Annotated in this window: 20 protein-coding genes; 15 read left to right on the top strand and 5 right to left on the bottom strand. The window is 63.3% G+C overall.

Annotation, left to right across the window (positions count from 1 at the left end; all coding sequences use genetic code 11):
- The first annotated feature begins 14 nt into the window (after nucleotides 1–14).
- The 14 genes from J5251_RS08000 to J5251_RS07935 all read left to right on the top strand — a co-directional run bounded on the left by J5251_RS08000 (nucleotide 15) and on the right by J5251_RS07935 (nucleotide 8,981).
- Nucleotides 15–443: a DnaJ domain-containing protein gene (locus J5251_RS08000; protein WP_139006146.1), complete on the top strand. Its 429-nt coding sequence runs from the start codon at nucleotides 15–17 to the stop codon at nucleotides 441–443.
- Between the two features lie 33 nt (nucleotides 444–476).
- A complete protein-coding gene (locus J5251_RS07995; RefSeq protein ID WP_208575685.1) occupies nucleotides 477–875 on the top strand; it encodes a hypothetical protein in 399 nt (132 codons plus the stop codon).
- A 98-nt stretch (nucleotides 876–973) separates the two neighbouring features.
- On the top strand, nucleotides 974–1,321 hold the full coding sequence (locus J5251_RS07990; RefSeq protein WP_208575684.1) for a GNAT family N-acetyltransferase: 348 nt from the start codon (nucleotides 974–976) through the stop codon (nucleotides 1,319–1,321).
- Between the two features lie 131 nt (nucleotides 1,322–1,452).
- The gene (locus tag J5251_RS07985) at nucleotides 1,453–1,917 is read left to right on the top strand and encodes a hypothetical protein (RefSeq protein WP_208575683.1); all 465 of its coding nucleotides are present in this window, start codon (nucleotides 1,453–1,455) and stop codon (nucleotides 1,915–1,917) included.
- Between the two features lie 88 nt (nucleotides 1,918–2,005).
- Nucleotides 2,006–3,109 (top strand): hypothetical protein, encoded by a 1,104-nt coding sequence (locus tag J5251_RS07980; protein ID WP_208575682.1) that lies wholly within the window; start codon nucleotides 2,006–2,008, stop codon nucleotides 3,107–3,109.
- Between the two features lie 31 nt (nucleotides 3,110–3,140).
- Nucleotides 3,141–4,430, top strand: a complete 1,290-nt coding sequence (locus J5251_RS07975; RefSeq protein ID WP_171059425.1) for a sensor histidine kinase — start codon at nucleotides 3,141–3,143, stop codon at nucleotides 4,428–4,430.
- Nucleotides 4,427–5,107, top strand: a complete 681-nt coding sequence (locus J5251_RS07970; RefSeq protein ID WP_139006140.1) for a response regulator transcription factor — start codon at nucleotides 4,427–4,429, stop codon at nucleotides 5,105–5,107. The genes J5251_RS07975 and J5251_RS07970 overlap by 4 nt, the downstream gene beginning before the upstream one ends.
- Nucleotides 5,108–5,780: 673 nt before the next feature.
- Nucleotides 5,781–6,038: an Rv0909 family putative TA system antitoxin gene (locus J5251_RS07965; RefSeq protein WP_139006139.1), complete on the top strand. Its 258-nt coding sequence runs from the start codon at nucleotides 5,781–5,783 to the stop codon at nucleotides 6,036–6,038.
- A gap of 235 nt (nucleotides 6,039–6,273) precedes the next feature.
- Nucleotides 6,274–6,423, top strand: a complete 150-nt coding sequence (locus tag J5251_RS07960) for a hypothetical protein (protein WP_171059424.1) — start codon at nucleotides 6,274–6,276, stop codon at nucleotides 6,421–6,423.
- Nucleotides 6,420–6,596: a hypothetical protein gene (locus tag J5251_RS07955; protein WP_208576240.1), complete on the top strand. Its 177-nt coding sequence runs from the start codon at nucleotides 6,420–6,422 to the stop codon at nucleotides 6,594–6,596. The genes J5251_RS07960 and J5251_RS07955 overlap by 4 nt, the downstream gene beginning before the upstream one ends.
- A 2-nt stretch (nucleotides 6,597–6,598) precedes the next feature.
- Complete coding sequence (locus J5251_RS07950; protein WP_139006138.1) at nucleotides 6,599–7,060, top strand: DUF2243 domain-containing protein; 462 nt, start codon at nucleotides 6,599–6,601, stop codon at nucleotides 7,058–7,060.
- On the top strand, nucleotides 7,053–7,847 hold the full coding sequence (locus J5251_RS07945; RefSeq protein WP_208575681.1) for a cytochrome c oxidase assembly protein: 795 nt from the start codon (nucleotides 7,053–7,055) through the stop codon (nucleotides 7,845–7,847). The genes J5251_RS07950 and J5251_RS07945 overlap by 8 nt, the downstream gene beginning before the upstream one ends.
- Nucleotides 7,844–8,674, top strand: coding sequence for a phosphatase PAP2 family protein (locus J5251_RS07940; protein ID WP_208575680.1), 831 nt, complete (start codon nucleotides 7,844–7,846; stop codon nucleotides 8,672–8,674). The genes J5251_RS07945 and J5251_RS07940 overlap by 4 nt, the downstream gene beginning before the upstream one ends.
- A 160-nt stretch (nucleotides 8,675–8,834) precedes the next feature.
- The gene (locus J5251_RS07935; protein WP_208575679.1) at nucleotides 8,835–8,981 is read left to right on the top strand and encodes a hypothetical protein; all 147 of its coding nucleotides are present in this window, start codon (nucleotides 8,835–8,837) and stop codon (nucleotides 8,979–8,981) included.
- A gap of 65 nt (nucleotides 8,982–9,046) precedes the next feature.
- Here the strand turns inward: J5251_RS07935 and J5251_RS07930 are convergent, their stop codons facing one another.
- Nucleotides 9,047–9,328, bottom strand: a complete 282-nt coding sequence (locus J5251_RS07930; RefSeq protein ID WP_208575678.1) for a DUF3040 domain-containing protein — start codon at nucleotides 9,326–9,328, stop codon at nucleotides 9,047–9,049.
- A gap of 279 nt (nucleotides 9,329–9,607) precedes the next feature.
- Between J5251_RS07930 and J5251_RS07925 the strand changes: the two genes are divergently transcribed.
- A complete protein-coding gene (locus tag J5251_RS07925) occupies nucleotides 9,608–9,829 on the top strand; it encodes a hypothetical protein (protein ID WP_208575677.1) in 222 nt (73 codons plus the stop codon).
- Nucleotides 9,830–9,844: 15 nt separating this feature from the next.
- Here the strand turns inward: J5251_RS07925 and J5251_RS07920 are convergent, their stop codons facing one another.
- The 4 genes from J5251_RS07920 to J5251_RS07905 all read right to left on the bottom strand — a co-directional run bounded on the left by J5251_RS07920 (nucleotide 9,845) and on the right by J5251_RS07905 (nucleotide 14,618).
- Entirely contained in the window at nucleotides 9,845–10,273 is a 429-nt protein-coding gene (locus J5251_RS07920; protein ID WP_205676830.1) for a hypothetical protein, read from the bottom strand.
- Nucleotides 10,274–10,363: 90 nt separating this feature from the next.
- A complete protein-coding gene (locus J5251_RS07915) occupies nucleotides 10,364–10,828 on the bottom strand; it encodes a DUF4383 domain-containing protein (RefSeq protein ID WP_208575676.1) in 465 nt (154 codons plus the stop codon).
- A 198-nt stretch (nucleotides 10,829–11,026) separates the two neighbouring features.
- Nucleotides 11,027–11,761 carry a GAF and ANTAR domain-containing protein gene (locus J5251_RS07910; protein WP_139006133.1) on the bottom strand — a complete coding sequence of 245 codons (735 nt, stop codon included), beginning with the start codon at nucleotides 11,759–11,761 and terminating at the stop codon, nucleotides 11,027–11,029.
- Between the two features lie 22 nt (nucleotides 11,762–11,783).
- On the bottom strand, nucleotides 11,784–14,618 hold the full coding sequence (locus J5251_RS07905) for an aconitate hydratase (RefSeq protein ID WP_208575675.1): 2,835 nt from the start codon (nucleotides 14,616–14,618) through the stop codon (nucleotides 11,784–11,786).
- Between the last annotated feature and the right edge of the window lie 136 nt (nucleotides 14,619–14,754).

The raw sequence follows: 14,754 nt of genomic DNA, 5'->3' as shown, positions 1-14,754 counted from the left end.
CAGAGGAGAAGGAGATGGAAGACCAGGATCTTTACGCGGTTCTGGGAGTGGACCGCGACGCAGACCAGGAAGAGATCCGCCGTGCCTATCGTCTGCTGCTGCGCCGGCATCACCCCGACCTCCAGCTCTCAGCAGATCCCGAAGCAGCCAGAGCGGCAGCCCGCAGTATGGCCCGCATCCTGGACGCTTATGGAGTGCTGGGCGACGCTCGCCGCCGGGAGGCCTACGACAATCGCGGAAAGCACCGCGCGCCCACGCTTCCGGATACGCCGCCGAGGTCCCGCGGACGCCATGTGGCGGTAACTGTGCAGGACCAGGATCCGGTGGTCCTGGGCTGGACGGCGTCCCCGAAAGATACGGTCTGGCTGTTCCCTCCGGTCTCACCTCTCCGCCCTCCGCGGGACGTGTTTGATCTGCTGGTCCGGCGATGGTTCCTGGGCTAGCGCGACCCGATAATCACGAGAAAGGACTGCAAAGTGTCGAACTGGCGGCGCTACGATTCAACCCTGTTTCCCATCTTCCATGAGCGCTTCGAGGAACGCTGGGGCGAGGGCACAGCCCCGTTCCTGAATCCCAGTGTGTTCGACGAGGACCAGCCGCGTCCCCGTGCCCAGTGGATTAATGTGGACACCGGCGCCGCCGTCGCCGTCGTCCCTATCTGGGAGGATGACCGCAAGCACCGGTCCTTCGCCGTTTTCTATCTGCCGCCTGCCGGCGGCATCTGGGTCCTGCGGCCCGGTTTCACGCAGTACATCGAAACAGAAACCCAGGACGACGTCGGGCAACTGGCCCTCCGCAATGATTCCTTCAAGAAAGCCGTGGCCCACGCCGAGGAGTTCATCTTCGGGCCCGAAGGGAAGCAGTCGCCGTCGTAAATTATTTCCTGTACAACTGAACCTTCAACGGGGTCTTTGCGTCTCCTGCAGTAACTGGCGCGCGCCTTGCGCACCATCGGAAGCAAGAGGAGACTCTGATGCCTGCCGTTCGCGATGACCCCACGCACTCCCAGTTCATCATTTTTTCGGACGGAACCGTCGCAGGGACCCTGACCTACCGCATCAAGGGTGCAGAAATCTGGTTCCTCAAAACCACCATCGACCGGGGCTTCAGAAACCAACACCTGGACACCGCCCTGATCATCAGCGCTCTGGACAGTGTCCACCGCCGGCAACTGATGGTGCGTCCCATGGACGCACTGGTCAAGAAGACGATGTATGAACATCCCGAGTACTTGCACCTGCTGCCGCACCGTCCCCATGCGCCCGCCCGGCACGGGCGTCATCCCGCCGTAAACCAGACGCGCCGCCATCCGGTTGCATAACGGACGCATCCGCGCGCTGGTGATGTAGCCCGCTTGCGCCCGCCACCGCTCAGCGCCTCCTTTTTGGCGAGGTCGGCAATGCGATGCAAAATGAACGCTATCCGGTCGGAGCCGGGTCCTAGGCTGAAAGCATGAACAAAGATCAGCCGCCGCAGAGCCGTTGGATCCACCGCACCCGCGCCTCAGAGGCCGGCGCCGGACCGGCGGAACCGTCGGGAAATCTGCAGGACGCAGCGGAAGTCGCGCGGCTGTTTTGCGAGGCGTTGATGGATCCCGCCCATTTCCGGAACACGCTCGAAAGCCTGGTGGCGCCCGGCTCCGGGGAGTACTGGGGCGATTTCGGCGCCGCTGCCCGGGAGCTGCAGCATGTCCCGGACTGGGACACTGCCCCGGTGGCCGAGCCCGCTGCGGGAAATCCGGCAGTGGCTTACGTCGGGATCTTTCCGGCAGGGGCGGCAGGAAGGACACCAGGCAGCGGCCATCCGGTCGACGGGGCCGCCGTAGTCACTCTGGTGTGGCGGGACCACCTCGGAGCGTGGCTGGTCCATGCCTTCGGCCAGCCGGCTGAGCCGGCAACGGCCGGCGAAACCACCTGACTTCGCTCCCGGCAGTTCACCCGTTTGGGGGAGCAAGTCCGCTCCGCCGGGGGATCTTCCGCCGGCCCGCCGCGGGAAGACTGAAGTCATGACTACTCATTCAGCACCTTCCCGCCCCCTCAAAACCGACGCCGGCGGCGGCGTCATGACCCGGATGCCACTGGCGACAGCGGCCGCGGCTTTCCTCTATGCGGGAATCGCAGCCCTCTTGTTGCTCAACGGCGACCGGCTGCCGCTGCAGGATCCGCAGATCCCCGCAGCCGTGGCGCCGTTGAACGGGGCGGTGGGCGATCTCCTCAACTACACCCTCCCGGCTTTAGCCGCTATCGGCGGCTTCATCGCCCTCGCGGTCCACGCGGTCCGCAGACCTGGCCGGGCACTGGCCATCTCCGCCACGGCCTTTGCCGTCATCTACACCGCGCTGGTCCTGCTGGTCATGGTGGACAGCCGGATCCTCACGCTGCTCGGCTATTTGCCCTATCTGGCCTTCAACGCCATCATGAATCCCGGCGTCCTGGCCTCGATGCCCGAGCAGGGCTGGCCCATTCTCCTGCATCAACTGGCGGCCGTCGGCGGCGTGGGGCTGTGGCTGTTTACCGCCGCAACGGCCGTTCGGAAATATTACGGTGCCTGCGTCAAATGCGGCCGCAAGCACGACGGCGGCGGCTGGCTTTCCGCTGCATCGGCGGGTAGGTGGGGCACACCCGTGACCATTGCAGCAGCAGCCATCCCGGCCGTTTATGCCATCATCAGGTTCGCCTGGGCGGCAGGAATTCCGCTGGGCATCAGCTCCGACTTCCTGCACCGGATGCAGGAGAACGGCATGGTCTATGCCGGCCTCGGCCTGGCGTCCATGGCTTTCGCTGGCACACTCCTAACCCTGGGCCTGATCCAGCACTGGGGTTCGGCCGTCCCGCGCCGGGTTCCGCTGCTGGGCGGGCGCCGAATTCCGATCCTGCTGGCCGTGCTTCCGGCGTCATTCGTCGCCGTCGTCACTGTACCGGCTGGGGCGGAGCTGATCCGGCTTGGGTTCAGTGGCGCCACCGGCGGCATCCCCTTCGACTGGACCAATTGGGGAACCATCGCCCCGGCGGCACTGTGGATCTTCTGGGGCCCGCTGCTGGGTGCGGCGACACTCGCCTATTACCTCAAACGCCGCGGAACCTGTGGCCGGTGCGGACTGGATGGCTGACCGCGGATCGATGTTAGGCAAGAATGGGCCTATGGCGGACTCCGGCCGGACACCGGCCAAACGGGCAGGGCAGGTCTTCAGGCACTTTGTGTTCATGATGATCGGCGCCCTGCTCGCCGTTCCCTACATCGCGGTTTTCATCTGGGGCACGCAACTAGCCGACTCGCCCAAGGCCGGCCCGCTGTCCGCCGTCGTCGCCTTTATCCTCCTGTTTCTGCTGCTTGCAGTTCCGGCGTTGCTGTCCGTCACGCATGCGTTGGAACGCACCGCGGTGCGCGAATTGCTGGACGTCGAGCTGCCAGAGCCCATCGATAGCACAGTGCACGGCCGGCGGTGGCGCGGAGCAGCCTGGTATCTGGTGCATTTGATGGCCGGCGGACTGACCTTGGTGGCGGCGGTGTTCGCCATTCCTGTCATGGTGACGCTGTCCGTCACGCCGCTGACCGGACAAACCCTGGTTGCTGACCAGCTATCCGCGGTCCTCTCCCCCTTCGCCGACCGTACGACGGCGGTGCTTTGGTCCCTGGCGCTGGGCGCCGGGGTCGTTATCTTCACCATCCTGACGGGCATGGCACTGCGGCATTGGGCCGGCGTCATGCTGGGCCCGTCCTCCGCGGAACGCCTGGCCCTGGAAGAAGAGGCTGAACGCGCCGCTGCCCGGCGGAATGAGCTGGCCCGTGAACTGCACGATTCGGTGGGCCATGCCTTGACGGTCACCACCCTGCAGGCGACCGCAGCGCAATCGCTGCTGACCCGGGATCCGGACGCAGCAGTACGGGCGATGCAGGCCGTGGCAGACACGGGCCGGGCCGCATTGGCTGAGCTGGACCACGTCATCGGCATCCTGCGTGACCCGGACGCCAGCGCCCATTCACTGGACGGCGGGGCCGGTACGCTGGCAGAGTTGTCCGGCTATTTGGACGTGCTCGCCAGGCAGGGGCTGGAGATAGAGCGGAACTTCGACCCGCGCCGGTTGGACCGCCTTCCTCCCGCGGTCTCCACCGCCGCATTCAAGATCCTGCAGGAAGGCCTGACCAACGTGCTCAAATATGCCAGCCCGCAGCAATGCACCCTCACGATCAGCGCGGAGACGCAGATGCTGCACCTGGACCTGAGCAACCCCGTCTCCGGCGTCCCGCAGCTTCGCGGCGGGGGACGTGGTCTGGCCGGTATTACAGAACGTGCCCGGCTCGCCGGCGGCAGCGCACAAACGTCGCTGACCAAGAATATCTGGTCCCTGGTTGCCAGCTTCCCGTTGGACTCCGGGCAACCGGAAGGCGAGCAGCGCGATAAGGCGCAGTCGATTCAGGGGCCCAGGTGAACGCACCGATCCGCATTCTTCTCGTCGATGACGAGCCATTGATCCGTTCCGGCCTGTCAGCCATCCTGTCACTCGAAGACGATTTCGCCGTCGTCGGCGAGGCAGGCGACGGTGCAGAGGCCTGGACCGAAGTGCGCCGGCTGGAACCCGATCTTGTCATGATGGACGTCAGGATGCCGCGGATGGACGGGATACAGGCCACTAGGGCGATGCTGGCCAACCCTCAGGAACATAACGTTCCGCGGATCCTGATCCTCACCACCTTCGAAAGCGATGACTACGTCTTTGAGGCGCTCAAAGCGGGGGCTGACGGCTTCCTGCTGAAGCGGGCCAAGCCTGCCGAACTGATTCAGGCGGTACGCGCGGTGGCACACGGGGAATCCATTATGTATCCAGCGAAGTTGCGCGAGCTTGTAGCCCAATATGGCAGCCGGGGACGGGATCTCATCGCCGAGGCCGGCCTGAGCAGGCGCGAAGCGGCGGTCCTGCGCCAGCTGGCCCAGGGGCACAACAATCAGGAGATCGCCCTGTTGATGCACCTTGGTGTGGAGACGGTCAAGACGCATATCAGCGCGATCCTGTCCAAACTCAACGTGCGTGACCGGACCCAGGCCGTGATCGTAGCCTATGAATCCGGCTTCGCGCAGCCCGTCCGACAACCGCCGCCAGTTAACTGACAGGGCTGTCGGAGTAGCCTGTCTCCCGGCCGCAACATTCGACCTCGGCTGTCACTGATTCCAGTCCGCTGCGCGCACCTTCAGTCTTGGCATTCCCCAGCCTCACGGCCCTGCAGGCCTCATCCACTCCTGTTAACCCAGATCAATTTTCTGCGCCCCGCCCGATCCGAGTTCCGCCGCAGCGGCCGCCGCTAGCGCAACTTGCCCCCTCATCGAGGACGGCCTACAGTCTGGGCATGGACAAGTCGCCGGAAAGCAGTTCGGACAGGACTAGAAAAATCGACACGGGCGAGGTACCGGAGAAACAGCTGCACCGGTGGAAGGGCGAAGGCGGTGCCTTGCCTCCCGAACCAGAGACAGACTCGGACCCAGAAGCCGGATCCGGGTCCGAATCACGCCCGGAGACGGACGATGGTTAAGGCGATTTAGTCGCTGGCCGGTACGGGCGGCTTGATCCCGGATGGTGCGAGCAGGGTCGAAAATCCACGGCCGAATGGTCAAAGCGGACGAGCACGCACGCCCAGAATTCAGAGGTCCCGTCTGCATTGTCAATTAGCAGGCATTTTCCCGTTACCAGAAACTCCCCAGACTCTTTGTCTAAGATGTGGGGCTGGAGGACCGCGCGCCATTTAAGGACTGCGTGGCGAACAGGCAACGAAAGCAGGCATATCCCATGGCAGGATTCAGCAAGTTTGGCAAGATCGCCCAGGAGCTAGCACGCAACCCGAAGGTCAGGCAGGTGCTGCAGAATCCCAAGACAAAGCAGACCGGAGCCAAACTGGTTGAGCGGGCCGCTGATGCCGCGGACAAAGCCACCAAGGGCAAGCACACTGACAAGATCCAGCGCGCCCGCCATGAAGCCAGGAAGCGGCTCATCGGGGGCGACAACAACGGCAATCCCGGAGTCGGCGGAAATAAGCCTTCAGCGTAGTCAAGCGTCGGCATAGCATATCCACAGGGGCCCATCCGAGCTTGCCATCGCCATAATAAGCATGCTTGGCTTTAGTGGTTACCCATATTTGGAAGGCACGAACGAAAGCATGATTGACAGACCGAACGCAGTACCTTCGACCTTGAACGCACCTTCACTCGCACAGTTTCTTCCCGCGGACGCATCGCTGCTTCACACCATGAGAAACAGGGTGCACTGTCGCAGGCCCATGCAGGTGGTCGATGCCGATCGCCTCTCCGTCACCGAACCCCTGCTGGTCGGGGCGGAACCTTCAGGCGCCGCAGCGCGCCCCGCGTTGGCCGATGCACATCAGGTCACGACGTACCGCTGCGAATGCGGCTTCACCCTCGAGGAACCGGCATGAACGATCGAGACCGCCCCGGCAACATCCGCGAAGAGCAGCAGACCCAGGCCGGGGGTGCAGTTCCCGCAGGCTACGTCGGCAGTGGCGACCCGGCAGCCGATCGCAAACCAGAGGACGCACTCACCGAATCAACCGAGGAGCAAGATCCGCTGAAACGGAACCAGCAGGACTGAGCATGCGGACTCCTGCAGCCCGGAGGAACGTCGTTTCCGGGTTGCTCTTCGGGTTGGGCGTCATCGCCTTTCTGGACGAAGTGGTTTTCCACCAACTCCTGCATTGGCATCATTTCTACGACGGCAGCACCACGGCGGCCGGGCTCGTTTCGGACGGCCTGTTCCATGCCTTCAGCTGGTTCGCCACGATCGCCGGATTGTTCCTGTTCGCTGATTTACGACGGCGACACGAGCTGCGCCGCCGGCTGTGGGCGGGTGCAGGGCTCATCGGGGCTGGAGCCTTCCAACTGTACGACGGCCTGGTCCAGCACAAATTGCTGGGCCTGCATCAGATCCGCTACGACGTGGACCTATTGCCCTACGACATCGGCTGGAATATAACCGCAGTCCTGCTGATGGTGGCTGGCGCGGTTCTGTTGTTCCGCGGCCGGTCCGCCCGGGACAGCCTGGAGAACGATGCATGAGCACGGCGGCTTCCTGCTCGAAGCGGCGCTCTTCCTGCCGGCGCTGGTAGCAGTCGCCGCGTATCTCTTCTCGGCCGCTTCTCCACGGATAGCCGGAGGGTGGCCGAAGCGCCGCTCGGCCTGCTTCATTCTCGGCGCGATCACCGCCGTTTCAACCTTTGCAGGCCCCTTCGCGTCGCTCAGCCATCAGGATTTCGCCGCAAACGTCGGCGCCCATCTGCTGGCCGGTATGGTGGCGCCGTTATTCCTTGTTATGTCCCGGCCGATCACCTTGGCGTTGCGCACACTGGAGGTGCTTCCGGCCCGGCGGCTGTCTGCGCTGCTCAAGAGCAAGCCTGCACGGGTTCTATCCGATCCATCCGTTGCTGCGGTGCTGAATGTGGGTGGCATGTGGGTGATGTACCGGACGGACCTTTACCAGGGCATGCAGGACTCCGCCCTTATCCATTGGCTGGTCATGGGCCATGTGCTGGCTGCCGGCTACCTTTTCACCGCAGCAATGGTCGGACGGGATCCGGCTCCGCATCGTCCGAACCACGGCTACCGATGCGCTGTGCTGGTCGCGGCCATCGCTGCTCACAACGTCTTGGCCAAGAGCCTGTACGCCATGCCGCCAGCCAGAGTCCCGATAGGCGAGGCAGAAACCGGAGGGCAACTCATGTACTACGCCGGCGGCACGGTTGAACTGGCGCTCATTATCCTGCTGTGGCACCAGTGGTACCGCACCGGCGCACGCAAGGTTCCTGCCGCCGTCGTACGCAGTTCCAGTACAGGGCCGGCGGCATGACATCCGAGCAGGACAAGCCGCGGGAGCTTGCAGAGGACCGTTTTGTCGGCAGTAAGGATCTCACGCGGTGGAAGACACCGGTAGGACGGTTTTTCGCCCGCGCGATGGAATGGGCCAGCCGTCTGCTCGGTCCGCATACCGCGCTCGTTATCACGCTTGCGGCCGGTGCCATTATTGCCGCTGCGCTGACTGCTCTTTCGGCCGAAGTGTACGAGGCCGTTGCCGAATCCGACGGCGTCGCCGTGCTGGACCAACCACTATTGGACACTGCTCTGAAGCTGCGGTCGCCGGAAGCCGACGCGGCGATGACGGCCTTCACGAATCTCGGCGGCGGGATCGGCATGACGGTTCTAGCGGCCCTGGCACTTCTCGCGCTGACGCTTCAGCGAAGATCCTGGACGCCCCTGGTTCTCATGGTCGCGGCGGCCAGCGGTTCCCTGTTGATGACCATTGCCGGCAAGAAACTCATCGGGCGCACCCGGCCGCCGCTTTCCTCTGCGGTGCCGCCCTTCGAACATTCGCCGTCCTTTCCCAGCGGCCACTCGCTCAACTCGATCGTCATTGCCGGCATCGTCGCTTACCTGCTGGTCCTGGCGCAGCAATCGAAGCGCGCCCGAACGCTGACTATCGCGGGCGCCGCACTTTTCGCCCTCGCCATGGGGCTGAGCCGGGTTTTCCTGGGCCACCATTGGTTTACGGATGTCCTGGTCGCCTGGACGCTCGGCATCGCCTGGCTTGCCACCGTCATCACAATCCACCGCCTGTTCCTGACCGCAAGTCACCGCGGGGCGGGCAGCCGCCGGCGGGCCAGAGCAGGCCCGCCGTGAGCCGAAATCCGATCGGGCGTGCTGCCGTGGGCGCTCCCAACTGGGCCTTAGCGGCTACGGGATAGGACCGGCAGGGGTGGAACTGGCCCCGGCCCGGGAGTACCGTGGAAGCATCAGCCCGCCTACGTGGGACGGGCGCGCCCGCTGGAGGACAGCAGCCATGAAAACACCAGCATTTCCGCAGGAGAACGACCGCCGGCACAGCGAGGACGCGGTGGAAGGAGAGCTGGAGCAGATTCCGTACGTCTCCCATCCGCACTCGCAAGACGCCGCCGAGGGCCCCGATACCGACGATAACGGCGGCTGATCAGGTCCTAGGCCGGTACGCCGATTCCCGCCGCGCCGTGACAGGCTCCACGGACCCGAAGGAAGTTACATTCTTCTAAGTTTCCTGCTGCCGGGAGTCTCTGCCCAGTACAAACCGGCCGCGACGAACAGCAGGCCGACAACGGCCGCTCCGACGAAACTGGCGTAAGCTCCCCACAGCACCGCAGTCGCTCCGCAAAGCACCAGTAGCCAACCGGCTACAAGGGTGCGATGGGGAACGGCCGGAGCCGGAGCGAGGGACAGGGTTAGTGCCAGGGCCGGATCATCCGCCCTGAGCTGCTGCTCAAGCAGGAACAGCTGCTGACGCTCGTAGTCAGAAAGCGTCATGGCCGTCTCCGACTTCTGCAAAGTCGAGACGTACGCATCGTTGCGTGTGGTACTTCATTGGCTTCTCTCTCATTAGAGGCCGATGACCAAGCTTTTGGCCGGAATAAGAGTACGAAAATTCGCCCCGCGGAGCAACGGGCAACCCCATGCGTCGAAGCCGCGTAACAAAACTCATTCCGGCCGGTCCCGGAATAGCCCTTGGCAGCCTTGTTGGGCCTGCCTAGGCTGGGAGTGCAGGCCCAACCGCAGACCACTCAGCCGAAGGAAAGAAGGCAGAACATGTCTGAAGAAAACCCGAATACCGCGGCCCCCGACAACGCATCGGACGGGATTATTGGCAACCAGGACGATACCGAAGGCGGAGCCCGCCGGCTTGAGCAGGACGAGGACCGCGCGCACGGCGGGGATCCAGAGAAGGCGGAAGAACTGGAAAAGAAGGCCTTCGGCGATTCAGACAACGACGGCGACGGGGACGCGCCCTACGTGCAGTTCCCCGGCTAGCTGCAGCCGCCTGTCCTAGGACGAAACATCGAGAACGGAAGCCGGGCCGATCCGCCGTCGTTGGTCGATCGGTCTGGCGGGGCAGTCGTAGCGTTGGACCATCAGATCCTTCGCCCAGGCCTTCAGCCATATTGCTTCCACAACGGCATCAAGCAGATACACGGGGCTGATGCGCCCTGTGCCACCGTAGATCAGATCGACCGCAGCGAAAGTCCCCGCCGTTCCCACCCCGATTCGCCGGGCGGCGGCCAGTCCTTCCGGTGACGTCCGGCCGCGCAGTTGGGCATAGCCAGCGCCAGCTGCCAAGCCGCCCACGCATTTGACCAGCCAGGCGTCAGTTTTAGGCCCTGACACCGCCTCGAAACTGCGGTAGTGCAGCAACGGCCAGAGACCTGCCGCCATGTTGAACAGGCCATGGGCCACCGCCAGCCGGGATCTCTTCATGATGCACCTTTCGCCGGCCAGCAAGAAGTGATGGCAGCACCGTCAGCACTGCCATCACTTCCGAGCGGCTCCGCTTGTTCTTCGATGGGACTAGGTGTGCCGGACGGTTGAGCGGTTGCGGGTGAGCAGAACGCCGAGGGCTATCATCGCAACGCCCAGGACGAAGTGCAGCCACGTAACCGCGGTGTTCACCGGGATGAAATTGGCGGCGGTTTCGTGCCCGATGATCAAGCCGTACAGCCACAGGACCAGGTAGATGGCCCCGCCCCAGATCAGGTAGTTGCGGGCGCCCGAAATACTCTTCGCCATGGCTATGCCGGCGATGCCGAAGAGCAGGTGGACGATGTTATGGAGGATGGAGACCTGGAATATGCCCAGAAGCATCGACTCCGATTCATGGCCGGCGAAGGACATCTGGTCGTAATTGGTCGTGATGCCGGGGATGAACCCCAGAATGCCGACCAACAGGAATACGGCCCCGACGGCCATGGCAGCCTTCTGCACATTGCTTTTCTCGTTGCCGCGGGCTTCAACGCGGCCTGATGATGCGGTCATTGCGTCGTTCCAATCTGTCCTGTTGCGGTCCTGCTTGACCGCAATGATTGATTCACGCCGAGCTACGCTCTCCCCTAATGCTAAGGCAACTTAGTATTTTTGTGGGGATACGACCATAACATTCAGGGCACGGATTTCCAGGGCACCGCCGGCCACGCCACAGAACGATGTATGCCAAGGTCTTCACTGGACCAGAACTTACGGGTCGAAGTGTGTGGCGGGATCGCTTTGACCAGTTGACGCGACTATGCCGGCGGCTATGTCGCGAAGTTTGACGTTCCGGCTGCTCGAGGCAGAACGCAGGATCTCGAAGGCCCGGTCCTGGCTGCAGCGGTTCTGCCCCATAATGATGCCAACCGCGAGGTCTATCGTCGTACGGGACTCCATCGCAGCCTTTAGATGGGCGGCAGTTTCGGCCTGCTGGGTGAGGCGTATGGACAATGACAGCCCTTTCGAAGCCTGTCCGGCAAATGTCTCCGCTGCCTTGATCGCCTCTTCGTCGAAATTGTCGACTACGTGCGAATACAGATTGAGCCCGGCATTTGCCTCCCCGTCCAGGGGTATGGGGACCGCGAGTACCGAACGGATTCCGTGCTGTAGCACTGCGTCTGCATAGTCATGCCAACGGTCGTCCGATTTAATATCGGCTACGTAGATGGTTTCCTTTTCCCTGGCGGCGCGCAGGCAAGGCCCGTCGCCGAACTGGTACTGGATTTCATCCATGTTCTTGGCGTGTTCACTGCTGCTGGCTACCGTCGCGGCCGATTTCCGCCGCAGGAGCGTAACACCACAGAGGATCTCTGATTCCGATCCGGACAGGCTCTTGGCGGCGAAACGCGCAAATTCGTTGAGGAACTGCCCTACATCTTCGCTGTCCAGCACGAGGTCCTGAAGGTACTCGTGGACGGAGACATCCGCAGTCCCGTGGTCCATGTTGTCTCCGTCCACCGCAAGCTCACCCCGCCAGTTGCCGCAGTACGTACTGCAGGATGCCGCCGTGCCGATAGTAGTCGGCCTCACCCGGAGTATCGATGCGCAGGTCGGCGTCGAACTCTCTGATCGTCCCGTCCTCGGCAGTGGCGGTCACCCGGACGGTCCTCGGCGTCGACCCATTGTTGAGCTCCGTGACACCCTCGATGGCAAACGTCTCAGTGCCCGTCAGGCCCAGCGACTCCGCGGTCTCCCCCTGAGGGAACTGCAGCGGGAGTACGCCCATGCCAATCAGGTTCGAACGGTGGATGCGCTCGAAGCTCTCTGCGATGACGGCCTTCACACCCAGCAGCGCGGTGCCCTTGGCCGCCCAGTCGCGTGAGGAACCGGAACCGTATTCCTTGCCGGCCAGGACTACCAGCGGCGTGCCGGCTGCCTGGTAATTCATCGAGGCATCGTAAACGGAGGCCTGCGGCGCGCCATCCTGGCTGAAGTCCCGGGTGAAGCCGCCTTCGACGCCGTCCAGCAGTTGGTTCTTGATGCGGATGTTTGCGAAGGTACCGCGGATCATCACCTCGTGGTTGCCGCGGCGGGAACCGTAGGAGTTGAAGTCCTTGCGCTCTACGCCGTGCTCAAGCAGGTACTTGCCCGCAGGAGTGTCCGATTTGAAAGATCCCGCGGGAGAAATGTGGTCGGTGGTGACGGAATCGCCGAGTTTGAGCAGGACACGTGCACCGGAGACATCTTCTACCGGCCGGGGCTCGGCCTGCATGCCGTCGAAATACGGTGGCTTGCGCACATAGGTGGACTGCTCGTCCCAGGCGAAGGTGGCGCCCTCCGGCGTGGGCAGCGAGCGCCAGCGCTCGTCGCCGTCGAAAATCGTGCTGTAGCTGGAGGTGAACATGTCCTCGTCAATGGAGGAATCGATGATGCGCTGGACCTCCAGAGGATCCGGCCAGACGTCCTTGAGGAACACATCGTTGCCGGCTTCGTCCTGGCCGAGCGGATCGTCCTCAAAGTCGAAATCCATGGTTCCGGCCAAGGCATAGGCGACCACCAGCGGCGGCGAGGCAAGGTAGTTCATCTTCACGTCCGGATTGATCCGGCCTTCAAAGTTGCGGTTTCCGGAGAGGACAGCGGAAACGGCCAGATCATTGTCCGCGATGGTCTGCGAGATCTCCTCTTCCAGCGGGCCTGAGTTGCCGATGCAGGTGGTGCAGCCGTAGCCCACCAGATAAAAGCCCAGCTTCTCCAGGTACGGGGTAAGCCCGGATTTCTCGTAGTAGTCGGTGACCACCTTGGAGCCCGGCGCCACCGAGGTTTTGACCCAAGGCTTGGAGGCCAGCCCCTTCTGCACAGCATTCCGTGCCAGCACCGCGGCGGCAAGCATGACGGACGGATTCGACGTGTTGGTGCAGGAGGTGATGGACGCGATGGTGACCGCGCCATGGTCCAGCATGAAGTTCCTGCCGTCCGACATGGTCACCTCGACCGGATGCGTGGCGCGGCCGGAGTCCGGATCGGTGCGCTTGAACGTCAGGTGCGACGGGTTCTTGATCTTGCTGCCGGCATCGGTATAGGTGGGCGGGTCCGACGCAGGGAAGGACTCCTCCACGGCCTCGTCCACATTGGGGCCTTCAGCTTCCACACTCTCGTGCACGTAGTTTTCCAGGTCCCGGTGGAACTGGACCTTCGAGTTGGTGAGTTCGACCCGGTCCTGCGGGCGCTTGGGGCCGGCGATGGAGGGCACCACGGTGGACAGGTCCAGTTCCAGGTACTCCGAATACTTCACTTCGTTGGCCGGATCATGCCACAGCCCTTGTTCCTTGGTGTAGGCCTCCACCAAGGCCACCTCATCGTCGGAGCGCCCGGTCAACCGCAGGTACTCCAGCGTGACGTCGTCGATCGGGAAGATGGCAGCCGTCGAACCGAATTCCGGACTCATGTTGCCGATGGTGGCGCGGTTTGCCAGCGGGACTGCGGCCACGCCTTCGCCGTAGAACTCCACGAACTTCCCGACGACGCCGTGGTCGCGGAGGATCTCGGTGATGGTGAGGACAACGTCCGTGGCGGTAGCTCCGGCTGGGATCTCACCGGTCAGCTTGAAGCCGACAACCCGCGGAATCAACATGGACACGGGCTGGCCCAGCATAGCCGCCTCGGCCTCGATGCCGCCTACGCCCCAGCCGAGCACGCCGAGCCCGTTGACCATGGTGGTGTGCGAGTCCGTGCCCACACAAGTATCCGGGTAGGCGCGCAGCACGGTGCCGTTTCCGGTCTCCACCTCGCGCGTCATCACCGTGCGGGCAAGGTACTCCAGGTTGACCTGGTGGACAATGCCCATACCCGGCGGCACTACCTTGAAATCATCGAAGGCCGTCTGGCCCCAGCGCAGGAACTGGTACCGCTCGCCGTTGCGCTCGTACTCAATCTCGATGTTGCGCTCTAAGGCACTGGAGTTGCCGAACACGTCGATCTGGACCGAGTGGTCGATGACCAGTTCGGCCGGCGCCAGCGGATTGACTTTCTTGGGGTCGCCGCCGAGTTCTTCCAGCGCCTCGCGCATCGTCGCCAGGTCGACCACACAGGGGACGCCGGTGAAGTCCTGCATGATGACACGCGCAGGGGTGAACTGGATCTCCGTGCTCGGTTCCGCTTCCGGATTCCACTGGGCCAGTGCCCGGACGTGGTCCGCGGTGATGTTGGCGCCATCCTCGGTCCGGAGCAGGTTCTCCAGCAGGACTTTGAGGCTGAACGGCAACCGGTCGGCGCCGTCCACGGCATTGAGCCGGAAGATCTCATAGTCGGTCCCGGCGGCGTTCAACGTGCCTTGTGCACCGAAAGTATTTACAGAAGTCATGGCCTAGATTCCCTTCGACAGCGATGGGCAGACTTACAGCTAGGCTATGGCTCCGGTCCAGTTTTGTACACGGGGACGGGAAGACGGCAACGGGTTCAGCCGGTGGTTAAAAGAAGCAGGGCGGGAAATTCTTCCC

Source organism: Arthrobacter crystallopoietes, from assembly GCF_017603825.1.
Classification (GTDB): Bacteria; Actinomycetota; Actinomycetes; order Actinomycetales; family Micrococcaceae; genus Crystallibacter; species Crystallibacter crystallopoietes_B.
This window is presented reverse-complemented; position numbering and strand designations above follow the sequence as displayed.

Bases quoted from the DNA above. Each gene is read 5' to 3' on its own strand.
- J5251_RS07940 (WP_208575680.1), top strand. From the start codon at position 7,844: ATGACATCCGAGCAGGACAAGCCGCGGGAGCTTGCAGAGGACCGTTTT.
- J5251_RS07990 (WP_208575684.1), top strand. From the start codon at position 974: ATGCCTGCCGTTCGCGATGACCCCACGCACTCCCAGTTCATCATTTTT.
- J5251_RS07930 (WP_208575678.1), bottom strand. From the start codon at position 9,328: ATGACGCTTTCTGACTACGAGCGTCAGCAGCTGTTCCTGCTTGAGCAG.
- J5251_RS07975 (WP_171059425.1), top strand. From the start codon at position 3,141: ATGGCGGACTCCGGCCGGACACCGGCCAAACGGGCAGGGCAGGTCTTC.
- J5251_RS07980 (WP_208575682.1), top strand. From the start codon at position 2,006: ATGACTACTCATTCAGCACCTTCCCGCCCCCTCAAAACCGACGCCGGC.
- J5251_RS07955 (WP_208576240.1), top strand. From the start codon at position 6,420: ATGAACGATCGAGACCGCCCCGGCAACATCCGCGAAGAGCAGCAGACC.
- J5251_RS07915 (WP_208575676.1), bottom strand. From the start codon at position 10,828: ATGACCGCATCATCAGGCCGCGTTGAAGCCCGCGGCAACGAGAAAAGC.
- J5251_RS07965 (WP_139006139.1), top strand. From the start codon at position 5,781: ATGGCAGGATTCAGCAAGTTTGGCAAGATCGCCCAGGAGCTAGCACGC.
- J5251_RS07905 (WP_208575675.1), bottom strand. From the start codon at position 14,618: ATGACTTCTGTAAATACTTTCGGTGCACAAGGCACGTTGAACGCCGCC.
- J5251_RS08000 (WP_139006146.1), top strand. From the start codon at position 15: ATGGAAGACCAGGATCTTTACGCGGTTCTGGGAGTGGACCGCGACGCA.
- J5251_RS07935 (WP_208575679.1), top strand. From the start codon at position 8,835: ATGAAAACACCAGCATTTCCGCAGGAGAACGACCGCCGGCACAGCGAG.
- J5251_RS07945 (WP_208575681.1), top strand. From the start codon at position 7,053: ATGCATGAGCACGGCGGCTTCCTGCTCGAAGCGGCGCTCTTCCTGCCG.
- J5251_RS07950 (WP_139006138.1), top strand. From the start codon at position 6,599: ATGCGGACTCCTGCAGCCCGGAGGAACGTCGTTTCCGGGTTGCTCTTC.
- J5251_RS07985 (WP_208575683.1), top strand. From the start codon at position 1,453: ATGAACAAAGATCAGCCGCCGCAGAGCCGTTGGATCCACCGCACCCGC.
- J5251_RS07925 (WP_208575677.1), top strand. From the start codon at position 9,608: ATGTCTGAAGAAAACCCGAATACCGCGGCCCCCGACAACGCATCGGAC.
- J5251_RS07920 (WP_205676830.1), bottom strand. From the start codon at position 10,273: ATGAAGAGATCCCGGCTGGCGGTGGCCCATGGCCTGTTCAACATGGCG.
- J5251_RS07910 (WP_139006133.1), bottom strand. From the start codon at position 11,761: ATGGACCACGGGACTGCGGATGTCTCCGTCCACGAGTACCTTCAGGAC.